Here is a 10730-nt window from a genome sequence, read left to right on the forward strand (position 1 = left end):
CTTCTCCTCGGCGACTTCCAGCGCCTTGATCGAGACTTGCACCTTGCGGGCCTTCTTGTCGAACTGGATCACCCGCGCATCGACCTTTTCGCCGACGGCGAAACGCTCGGCGCGCTGATCGGAGCGCTCGCGCGCCAGTTCGGACCGCTTGATGAAGGTGGTGAAGTCGGTGCCGGCGATCTTGACCTCGATGCCGCTTTCCTTGACCTCAAGCACTTCGCAGGTCACGACCGCACCCTTCTTGACGTCGCCGGGCTCAGCGAACGGGTCGCCCTCGAGCTGCTTGACGCCGAGCGAGATGCGCTCCTTTTCGACATCGACGTCGAGCACCACGGCCTTGACCATGTCGCCCTTCTTGAAGTTGTCGATCACCTGCTCGCCCGGAAGCTTCCAGTCGAGATCGGACAGATGGACCATGCCGTCGACGTCGCCCTCGAGCCCGAGGAACAGACCGAACTCGGTCTTGTTCTTGACCTCGCCCTCGACGGTCGATCCGACCGGGAATTTCTCGACGAACACTTCCCAGGGATTGCGCATGGTCTGCTTGAGGCCGAGCGAAATCCGGCGCTTGACCGAATCGACTTCGAGCACCTGCACTTCGACTTCCTGCGAGGTCGAAACGATCTTGCCGGGATGCATGTTCTTCTTGGTCCACGACATTTCCGAGACGTGGATCAGGCCTTCGATGCCCGGCTCCAGTTCGACGAACGCGCCGTAGTCGGTGATGTTGGTGACACGGCCGGTGAAGCGCGAGTTGAGCGGATACTTCGCCTCGATGCCCTGCCACGGATCGTCCAGCAATTGCTTCATGCCGAGCGAGATGCGGTGGGTCTCGTGGTTGATCTTGATGATCTTGACCTTCACGGTCTGGCCGATGGTCAAGACCTCGGTCGGGTGATTGACCCGGCGCCAGGCGATATCGGTGACGTGCAGGAGGCCGTCGATGCCGCCGAGATCGACGAACGCGCCGTAATCGGTGATGTTCTTGACCACGCCGTCGATGACCTGGCCTTCTTCGAGGTTCTGCACCAGTTCCTGGCGCTGTTCGGCGCGGGTCTCTTCCAGCACGGTGCGGCGCGACACCACGATGTTGCCGCGGCGGCGATCCATCTTGAGGATCTGGAACGGCTGCGAATTGTTCATCAAGGGCGCAACGTCGCGGATCGGACGGATGTCGACCTGCGAGCGCGGCAGGAAGGCCACCGCGCCGTCGAGATCGACGGTGAAGCCGCCCTTGACCTGGTTGAAGATGACGCCGTGCACCTTCTCGTTGTTGTTGAACGCCTTTTCGAGCTTGCCCCAGCTCTCCTCGCGGCGCGCCTTGTCGCGCGACAGCACGGCCTCGCCAAGCGCATTCTCGATACGGTCGAGGAATACCTCGACCACGTCGCCGACCTTGAGTTCGCTTTCGCGGCCGGGCCCGGCGAATTCCCGCAGCGCCACGCGGCCTTCGGTCTTCAGGCCGACGTCAATGACGGCCATGTCCTTCTCGATCGCAACAACGGTGCCCTTGATGACGGAGCTTTCCTGCAGGTTGCCGCCGGCGAAGGACTCATCGAGCATCGCGGCAAAATCGTCGCGGGAAGGATTATAGGAAGCAGCAGTCGAAGCCATTTGTTCTCCAGATGCGGGTGTCGCCGGCCATTCGGGTTAAGGGGCGCATCGCGCGTGAAGTGCTAGAGGTCCGCGGGTCCCTAGCGACCGCTGTTCGGCGAGTACTCGCAACAGCGGGCCGGCAGCATGCCTGCACGTTCGATACGTTGATTTATCCGGGCGTTGAGCTTGTCGATCTCAGAAAGCCGGTCCCGGAAAAATGGGTAGGAGATACCGACGTTCAAGACATCAACTTCAAGACAGCGACTGCAAGACCTTGAGCGGGCTTTCCTCCAATGACGGCAGAGGCTCAAACCCGCTGCCGGCCCGCTCGGACGGTCTCGACAATGTCGATGGCGGCCCGGACGCCCGCTTCTATATCCAAATGCGAGTTGTCGAGCAAGTGCGCATCCGGTGCCGGTTTCAGCGGCGCAACGGCCCTGTTCTGGTCCCGTTCGTCACGCTTGAGGATATCGGCGAGCACCGCCGCCTCGTCGGCGTCCTCGCCCCTCGCTTTGGCTTCCAGGGTGCGGCGGCGGGCGCGGACCCGGGGGTCGGCGACGACGAAGATTTTCACATCGGCGTGGGGGCAGATCACGGTTCCGATATCGCGGCCGTCGAGCACCGCGCCGGGCGGACCTTCGGCAAATTGGCGCTGAAAATTCAGCAAAACCTCCCGCACCTTGGGGATCGCCGAGACCACCGAGGCGGCCTCCCCCACCACCTGGGTCTTGAGCAACGGATTGCCGAACTTTTCTGGGTCGAGTTCGAGCGCCGCGGAGACGGCAAGCATCTCGTCGTTCGGGTCGGCGCCGGCGTCCAGCAGCGCCTTGGCGACCGCGCGATAGATCACCCCGGTATCGAGGTGGCGATAACCGTAATACTTGGCGAGCCGCTTGCCGAGCGTGCCTTTGCCCGAGGCCGCGGGTCCGTCGATGGCGATGATCATGGCGGCCTATGACTTGGCTGATTGAGGGCCGCGGGCCCGCCGCAGCGGCCGCTCCTCGGTGAAGATGTTGCGCGACGCGAATTCGGCCGGGCTAGCGAAAGTGAGGTATTCGCGAATGCCATCCGACGGCGACGCGGTTGTGAACCATGGATTGGCCAAGCGGCGCGCTGGGCCGGAAACCCACGGTGGAACGCGACCGAGCCGGCGCTGCTTTGCCAGATATTCGGCGATCGCTCCAACAAGCGCATCAAGCCGAGCATCGCCCGTCAATCTGGGTTCGCGCTCGAGCGACGCATAGCGATCGCGATCGGTTTCCGCCAAGTCAAACATGTCGACGAACTCGGCAAGGACGACATCCCGCGCCGATCCGGCATCAATCTTTTCGACGGCGTCAGCGAGGGTATTTGGGTGCATCGACTCCGCCATCGCGTTTCATGTTCTTCAAAAGAAATCGCTGCTTTTCGGAAGCAGCCGCACTCACCGGGAAGTACCGGCCAAGCAAGGCTATCGCGTCATCCGCGCTCGAGATACCTACAACTTGCATCAGATTGAGAATATCGAGCCGCTCCGCTTCGCCGCGAAGCGGGTCCAAGACCCGGGCGGCCTTCAGCTTCAGTGCAAGCAAATATTCCGCCGTTGGCACCGACACCACAAGCCCTGGCGGAGAGCCGTCTCTAGGGAATGTCCCAAACTCCAGATGATCGGCGGCGCGGTCAGCCAGCGGGCTGAGGTGGAAGGCAACCCCGTCATTGAACCACTCCTCCTGCCAGGCATTCTTCCGGGCAATTTCATGCACGACCGCCGCCAGCCAGTCGGGCAGGGGACGCTGAAGCGTCGATACATCGACATCTTCAGTGGAAAACCGGAAATTACTCGCAAGCATCAGCGCCGAGCCCCCATAGACTGCAATCTGCAGCCTGGTTCCTGCCGCTGCCGCGGCGCGACCGATCTCGTCGAATGCGTCCAGCAACGCCTCGCGGCCAAAGGCTGCGCTCATCACGCTTCCCTCACGAAAACTCTGCCCCAAGACTCCGCATCATCGGGATGAAATCCGGAAAACTGGTGGCGATAAAGGCGGTATCGTCGACCCGGACCGGCTGGTCGGCGGCCAACCCCATCACCAGCGCCGACATCGCGATCCGATGGTCCATATGGGTTAAGACCAGACCGCCGCCTTGGACGTGACCTTTGCCCTCGACCATCATGTCGTCGCCGGAGATTTCCACCTTGACGCCATTGACGCGAAGCATGGCCGCGGTCGCTTCCAGCCGGTCGGATTCCTTGACCCGCAATTCCTGCAGGCCGCGCATGATGGTCAAGCCTTCGGCGAAGCTCGCGGCCACCGCCAGCACCAGATATTCGTCGATCATCGACGGCGCTCGCTGCGGCGGCACCTCGACGCCGCGCAGCTTCGAGGCGCGTATCCGAAGCTGCGCCATCGGCTCGCCGGCGTCGCCACGCAGCTCGCTTTGTTCGATCGAGGCCCCCATCTCGCGCAGCGTCGTGAACAGCCCGGTGCGCAGTGGATTGGTCATGACATCCGACAGCACGATGTCGGAGCCTTCGACGATCAGCGCCGCCACGATCGGGAACGCCGCCGATGACGGATCGGCCGGCACCACGACATCGGCGCCATGCAGCTCGGGCTGCCCGGTCAGCACGATTTTGCGGCCGTGGCTGCCTTCGCGGGTCGATACGAGCTGCGCTCCGAAATGCTGCAACATCTGTTCGGTATGGTCACGGCTGGCCTCGCTCTCGATCACCGTGGTGGTCCCCGGCGCGGCCAGCCCGGCCAGCAATACTGCGGATTTGATTTGTGCCGAAGCCACCGGGGTGCGGTAGAGGATCGGAAGCGGATCGCGCGCCCCGTGCAGGGTCAGTGGGAGCCGGCCGCCCTGCGCGCTGGCCTCTATCCGAGCACCCATCATTTCCAGGGGATCAAGCACCCGGCGCATCGGCCTGCCGCGCAGCGACGCGTCGCCGTCGAAAACCGCCCGGATCGGGCAGCCTGCCACCGCGCCCATCACCAGCCGGCAGCCGGTGCCGGAATTGCCGAAATCGAGCGGAAGCTCAGGCGCCGCGAAGCCGGCTACCCCGACACCGTGCACCGACCAGGCGAAGTCGCCCGTACGCTCCACCTTTGCGCCCAATGCCCGCATGGCTTTGGCGGTGTTCAGCACGTCTTCGCCCTCGAGCAGGCCCGATATCCGGGTTTCGCCGACCGCCAGCGCCCCCAGGATCAGGGCCCGGTGTGAAATCGACTTGTCGCCGGGAACGCGGACCGTTCCGTTCAGGGGCCCGCTCGAACAGGCTTGCAGCGGCGCCGGATCATCGGCGCCGCGACCGGCAGGTTGATCTGTAGGGTGATCTGCAAGGTGATCTGCAAGGTGATCTGAATGAGTCAAGATTGTGTCCTCCCGGCCGGCAGGTAACACATGGGCGGCGCCACGTCACGAGCCCACCATCCCGCAAAAGCGCTATTGACAGCGGGGCTTCAACTAGCCAACTGAAGCACCGTTTTTCAGACATTCCCAGGATTCCCACGTGCCCAAGTCCGATCTCGGAACCAAACGCATTTGCCCGACTACGGGTAAAAAATTCTATGACCTCAACAAGAATCCGGTGATCTCGCCCTACACCGGCGAGGTTGTGCCGATTGCGCCGATTCCGCCACCGCGCACCCGCGCCGATGCCGCTGCCCGCGCCAGTGCCGCCGCCGCGTCCGCGGCCGCGGCAACACCGGAGCCTTTGGAGGCTGAAGAGTTGGTGCCGCTCGAGGAAGCCGATGCCGAAGAGGGTTCGGGCAAGGTCAAGGCGGTGGTTCCGGAGTCGGAAGACGACATCGAGATCGACGATACCATCCAAGATGACGAAGATGACGATTCCACCTTCATCGCCGATGAGGAAGAAGGCGACGAGGACGTCACCGACATCATCGGCGACGTCGGCGGCGACGAGGAGACTTGAGATCGGGCCTGAACTGTGGTCAGGGTTTTGTCAGATGCGTCCCGCTGCGTCGCCCAAGGCGCACGGAAGTTCTAAGGGGCCATAGCTCAGCTGGGAGAGCGCTTGCATGGCATGCAAGAGGTCGGCGGTTCGATCCCGCCTGGCTCCACCACGCTTCGCCTTCGGCTACGCGTGGCGCAGCCACGACGTTGCCGAAGGCGAAGCGTGCCCGGCGAAGCCCCCTTGGGCGAAGACGGCTGGCGCCATGGTTTCATGTCATCTACAGTTTGGTCGCGGCTACGCGTGGCGCAGCATCGATGTGGTATGTTTTACATCATCCGCAGCATCAGTTCTCCAGACCAGGAACACACTGGCGCGACCGCCGATCTGAAGCGACGGATATCCGATCACAACGCCGGCAAGGGTACGCACATCGCCAAATTCAAACCGTGGCGATTGGTCTGGTACTGCGCCTTCCCGGACAAGTACAAGGCCTGGAATTCGAGAAGTACCTCAAATCCCATTCCGGCCGAGCATTTGCGAAGAAACGCCTGCGGTGATTTAACCTGCGGCACCAGCACATCGTACGAGGTTCACCGACCCCCATGTCCCCTGCCCCCGGCCCAGGCGCGATGACCGGCTTGCGCGTGATCGACCTTACGCGCGTGCTCGGCGGTCCCTACTGCACCCAAATCCTCGCCGATCACGGCGCCGATGTGATCAAGGTCGAGCCGCCGGCCGGTGACGAGGTGCGCGACTGGGGCCCGCCGTTCCACGGCGAGGACGCGGCCTATTTCGTCGGCATCAACCGCAACAAGCGCTCGATCGGGCTCGATCTCGCCGCCGCGGGCGGGCGTGCCGTGCTGATGAAGATGCTCGCGGGCGCCGACGTCCTGATCGAGAATTTCAAGCCTGGCACGCTGGACAGATGGGGCATCGGCAAAGCCGTGCTGCGCGAAAAATTTCCGAAACTCGTGCACTGCCGGATCTCCGGCTTCGGCGCCGACGGGCCGCGCGGCGGCAATCCCGGCTATGACGCCATCATCCAGGCGATGACCGGAATGATCGCGGCGACCGGCTCGCCGCAAAGCGGGCCGATGCGCATCGGCGTTCCGCTGGTGGATATCTCGACCGGGCTCTATGCCGCGATCGGCATCCTGATGGCGCTGGCCGAGCGGCAAAAATCCGGCCTCGGGCAGTTCCTCGAAACCACGCTGTTCGAGACCGGCCTTGCCATCATGCATCCGCATGCGGCGAATTATTTCATGCATGGCAAGCCGCCGCAGCTTACCGGCAACGAGCATCCCAATCTGGTGCCGTATGCGATCTTCCCGACCAAGACCGACAACATCTTCATCGGCGTCGGCAACGACGGCACCTTCCGCAAGCTCTGCAAGGAGATCGGCAAGCCCGAGCTTGGCAGCGATCCGCGCTTTGCCCGCAACAAGGAGCGCATTGCCAACCGCGATGCGCTGCGCGCCGAACTCGCCGCCGTGTTCAGCCAGCATGACGCCGAGCCCTTGTGCGATCGACTGCTGGCGGCCGGCCTGCCGGCAGGACCGGTGCAGTCGATCGACCAGGCGCTCACCAGTGCCCACAGCGTCCACCGCGGCGACGTCATCGAAAAGGACTGGTACAAGGGAGTGGCCTCCCCGATCCGCCTTGACCGCAGCAAGCCAAGCCTGCGCAACGTGCCGCCGAAATTCAGCGAGCACGCGACCGCGGTGCTCAGGGAGTTCGGATATTCCCCAGGCGAGATCGATGACCTGCTCGCCCAGGGCGTAGTCTGCGGTCCGGAGCGCAAGCGCTAGTTGCTTTGTCGCACCGGATGCTGCGCGGCGTGCCGCAGCTTGCGGCGTGGTGCGCTGCTGATCCGTCCCGGCTATTTTCCGGGTCGCGCCGCACGCCGCTTCCCCCGTACCACTGCGTTGTTTATACAGTCATTTGCACGTCATCCGGCGCAACGATGATGACGGGTCAAACCGGAGGAATTCGATGACTATCCGACCATCCGGCGCTGCCGCTGCAGTCGCGGTCACGCTTGCGCTCGCGACGCCGGCTTACGCGGTGACCGAGGTTCAGTGGTGGCATGCGATGACCGGCCCGAACAACGATGTCGTGGTCAAGCTCGCCAACGATTTCAACGCCTCGCAGAGCGACTACAAGATCGTCCCGGCCTACAAGGGCAGTTACGCCGACACGCTCAACGCCGGGATCGCCGCGTTCCGGGCCGGCAACGCGCCCGGCATCATGCAGGTATTCGAGGTCGGAACGGCGACCATGATGGCCGCCAAGGGCGCCATCAAACCGGTCTCGGAACTGATGAAGGAGCAAGGCGAACCGTTCGATCCGCAGTCCTATCTGCCGGCGATCACCGGTTACTACTCGACCTCCAAGGGCGAGATGCTGTCGTTCCCGTTCAATTCGTCGAGCATGGTGCTCTGGGTCAATCTCGACGCCCTGAAGAAGGCCGATATCGCCGCGCCGCCGAAGACCTGGCCGGAGGTGTTCACCGCCGCCAAGAAGCTCCATGCCACCAACCCGACCTGCGGCTTTTCCACGAGCTGGATCACCTGGGGGCTGATCGAGCAGTTTTCCGCCTGGCATAACGTGCCGATCGGCAGCAAGGCCAACGGGCTGGACGGCTTCGACACTGTGCTCGAATTCAATACCCCGCTGGAAACCAGGCTGCTGGAGGGGCTGGTCGATCTGCAAAAGGACAAGAGCTACGACTATTCCGGGCGAACCAACACTGGAGAAGGACGCTTCACATCGGGCGAATGTCCGTTGTACCTGACCTCCTCATCGTTCTATCCGAACGTGAAGGCCAACGCCAAGTTCAACTACACCGCAGTCCCGATGCCGTTTTTCCCCGACGTGGATGGCGCACCGCAAAATTCAATCATCGGCGGCGCTTCGCTCTGGGTGATGGGAGGCAAGACATCCGAGGAATACAAGGCCATTGCAAAATTCTTCACCTTCCTGTCCGACACCGACCGCCAAGTCTATCTGCATGAGGTGTCGGGATATCTGCCGATCACCAAGGCGGCTTACGAGAAGACAAAAGCCTCCGGTTTCTACGAGAAGAACCCGATCCTCGAAGTGCCGCTGAAGGAATTGACCAACAAGCCGCCGACCGAAAATTCGCGCGGCCTGCGCTTCGGCGGCATGGTGCAGATGCGCGACGTCTGGTCCGAGGAAATCGAGGCGGCGCTCGCCGGCAAGAAGTCGGCCAAGGACGCGCTCGACGCCGCGGTGTCCCGCGGCAACGCGATGCTGCGGCAGTTCGAGCGCACGGCCGTCAGGTGACGGCGGCTTAGGGGAACGTGACCGCGACTGGACGCGGTCACGATCCGGCTTGAGCCCGATCCAAGCGGGGTGAAGTTGAATCAGACTCAAGTCCTATTTTTTGTTTGAGCATGATCGTTTCGGGAAAATCGGTTTCCACCCCGGGTCAGGCCCGAGGGCATGCTTTTCCGGATCATGCTCCAGGGGGCGTTATGGAAAACCGGGCGATCTTTTCGGGCAGGCTGCTGCCCTATGTTCTGATCCTGCCGCAGCTCGCGGTTTCGCTGATCTTTTTCTATCTCCCGGCCGCGCAGGCCCTGTGGCAGTCGTTCCTGGTGCAGGACGCCTTCGGGCTCTCGACCGAGTTCGTCTGGTTTGAGAACTATGTCGCGCTGTTGAAAACCCCTGAATATTATCAGGCGATCGGCATCACCTTTATGTTCTCGGCGCTGGTGGTGGCGTTCTCGCTCAGCCTCGGCCTCTTGCTCGCGGTGATGGCCAACCGCAATATCCGCGGCGTCCAGATCTATCGCACCTTTCTGATCGCGCCCTATGCGGTGGCGCCGGCGGTCGCCAGCGTGCTGTTCATCTTCATGCTCCAGCCCGGCCTCGGCATGATCGCACGCGTCATGCAGCGTTCCGGTATCGACTGGAATCCGGTGCTGAACGGCACCCATGCCATGATCCTCGTCGTGGTCGTCGCAGTCTGGAACCAGATCAGCTACAACTTTCTGTTCTTCCTGGCCGGGCTGCAGGCGATCCCCAAAAGCGTGATCGAGGCCGCGGCGATCGACGGCGCGAGGCCGATGCGGCGGTTCTGGACCATCGTTTTTCCATTGCTGTCGCCGACGACGTTCTTCCTGATCATCGTCAACATCACCTATGTGTTCTTCAATACCCTCGGCATCATCGACACCGCGACCGGCGGCGGCCCCAACGGCGCCACCCAAACGCTGGTCTACAAAGTGTTCCAGGACGGCAAGGCCGGCACCGACCTCGGCGGCTCGGCGGCGCAGTCGGTGATCCTGATGGTGATCGTGGTGGGGCTGACCGCCTTTCAGTTTCGTTACGTCGAAAAGAAGGTTCATTATTGAGCGCCATGATCGAGCATCGCCGATTTGGAAACCTGCTGCCCCACCTCGTGCTTCTGGCCGGGGTCGCGATCGTCGCCTTTCCGGTCTATCTGGCGATCATCGCCTCGACCCACGACAACGCCGTGATCGCCAACGGCCAGATGCCGCTCACCCCCGGCGGCCACGCCATCGAAACCTATTGGAACACCATCGTCTCCGGCACCGGCAAGACCACGCGCGCGCCGGTCGGCGGCATGATGCTGAACAGCCTGATCATGGCGGTCGGCATCGCGTTCGGAAAGATCGCGATCTCGATAATCTCGGCCTATGCGATCGTATTCTTCTCATTCCCGTTCCGGATGACGGCGTTCTGGACCATCTTCATCACGCTGATGCTGCCGGTCGAGGTGCGGATCTTTCCGACCTACAAGATCACCAGCGATCTGCATCTGCTCGATTCCTACGCCGGGCTGATCCTGCCCTTGATCGCGTCGGCCACCGCGACACTGTTGTTCCGGCAGTTTTTCATGACGGTGCCGAAGGAGCTGGTCGAAGCTTCCAAGATCGACGGCGCCGGCCCGATCCGGTTTTTCTGGGATACCCTGCTGCCGCTGTCGGTGACCAATATCGCCGCGCTGTTCGTGATCCTGTTCATCTACGGCTGGAATCAGTATCTTTGGCCGCTGCTGATCACCACGCGCGACGACATGCAGACCATCGTCATCGGCATCAAGAAGATCATCGACGTGCACGACGCGCTGACCGAATGGCAGGTGGCGATGGCGACCGCCGTCCTCGCCATGCTGCCGCCGGTCGCGGTCGTCGTGCTGATGCAACGGCTGTTCGTCAAGGGCCTGATCGAGACGGAGAAGTGAAGGTGC

Annotated in this window: 11 protein-coding genes and 1 tRNA gene; 7 read left to right on the top strand and 5 right to left on the bottom strand. The window is 62.6% G+C overall.

The annotated features are described in order from the left end of the window. The 5 genes from rpsA to aroA all read right to left on the bottom strand — a co-directional run. Positions 1 to 1614, bottom strand: a 1614-nt coding sequence (gene rpsA / locus ABSG20_RS19675; RefSeq protein WP_423866182.1) for a 30S ribosomal protein S1, incomplete at its 3' end; no start/stop codon positions are given. A gap of 289 nt (positions 1615 to 1903) precedes the next feature. Next, a complete protein-coding gene (gene cmk / locus ABSG20_RS19680) occupies positions 1904 to 2542 on the bottom strand; it encodes a (d)CMP kinase (RefSeq protein WP_423866183.1) in 639 nt (212 codons plus the stop codon). A 6-nt stretch (positions 2543 to 2548) separates the two neighbouring features. Then, positions 2549 to 2956, bottom strand: a complete 408-nt coding sequence (locus ABSG20_RS19685; protein ID WP_423866184.1) for a hypothetical protein — start codon at positions 2954 to 2956, stop codon at positions 2549 to 2551. Next, positions 2934 to 3539: a hypothetical protein gene (locus ABSG20_RS19690; protein ID WP_423866185.1), complete on the bottom strand. Its 606-nt coding sequence runs from the start codon at positions 3537 to 3539 to the stop codon at positions 2934 to 2936. The genes ABSG20_RS19685 and ABSG20_RS19690 overlap by 23 nt, the downstream gene beginning before the upstream one ends. Before the next feature lie 10 nt (positions 3540 to 3549). Continuing rightward, a complete protein-coding gene (gene aroA / locus ABSG20_RS19695) occupies positions 3550 to 4860 on the bottom strand; it encodes a 3-phosphoshikimate 1-carboxyvinyltransferase (protein ID WP_423866191.1) in 1311 nt (436 codons plus the stop codon). A 226-nt stretch (positions 4861 to 5086) separates the two neighbouring features. Here aroA and ABSG20_RS19700 point away from each other — a divergent pair, with 226 nt between their 5' ends. The 7 genes from ABSG20_RS19700 (at position 5087) to ugpE (ending at position 10724) form a co-directional block, all read left to right on the top strand. After that, the gene (locus ABSG20_RS19700) at positions 5087 to 5509 is read left to right on the top strand and encodes a TIGR02300 family protein (protein ID WP_423866186.1); all 423 of its coding nucleotides are present in this window, start codon (positions 5087 to 5089) and stop codon (positions 5507 to 5509) included. Between the two features lie 75 nt (positions 5510 to 5584). Continuing rightward, a tRNA-Ala gene (locus ABSG20_RS19705) sits at positions 5585 to 5660 on the top strand. A 152-nt stretch (positions 5661 to 5812) separates the two neighbouring features. After that, on the top strand, positions 5813 to 6124 hold the full coding sequence (locus ABSG20_RS19710) for a GIY-YIG nuclease family protein (RefSeq protein WP_423866187.1): 312 nt from the start codon (positions 5813 to 5815) through the stop codon (positions 6122 to 6124). Beyond that, entirely contained in the window at positions 6094 to 7299 is a 1206-nt protein-coding gene (locus tag ABSG20_RS19715) for a CaiB/BaiF CoA transferase family protein (protein ID WP_423866188.1), read from the top strand. The genes ABSG20_RS19710 and ABSG20_RS19715 overlap by 31 nt, the downstream gene beginning before the upstream one ends. 184 nt (positions 7300 to 7483) lie before the next feature. Then, a complete protein-coding gene (gene ugpB, locus ABSG20_RS19720) occupies positions 7484 to 8797 on the top strand; it encodes a sn-glycerol-3-phosphate ABC transporter substrate-binding protein UgpB (RefSeq protein ID WP_423866189.1) in 1314 nt (437 codons plus the stop codon). 191 nt (positions 8798 to 8988) lie between these two features. Continuing rightward, positions 8989 to 9870 carry a sn-glycerol-3-phosphate ABC transporter permease UgpA gene (ugpA, locus tag ABSG20_RS19725; RefSeq protein WP_423866190.1) on the top strand — a complete coding sequence of 294 codons (882 nt, stop codon included), beginning with the start codon at positions 8989 to 8991 and terminating at the stop codon, positions 9868 to 9870. Between the two features lie 5 nt (positions 9871 to 9875). Continuing rightward, positions 9876 to 10724, top strand: a complete 849-nt coding sequence (gene ugpE, locus ABSG20_RS19730; protein WP_423866192.1) for a sn-glycerol-3-phosphate ABC transporter permease UgpE — start codon at positions 9876 to 9878, stop codon at positions 10722 to 10724. Positions 10725 to 10730: the final 6 nt, after the last annotated feature.

It is taken from the genome of Bradyrhizobium sp., assembly GCF_049512235.1.
Taxonomy (GTDB): domain Bacteria; phylum Pseudomonadota; class Alphaproteobacteria; order Rhizobiales; family Xanthobacteraceae; genus Bradyrhizobium.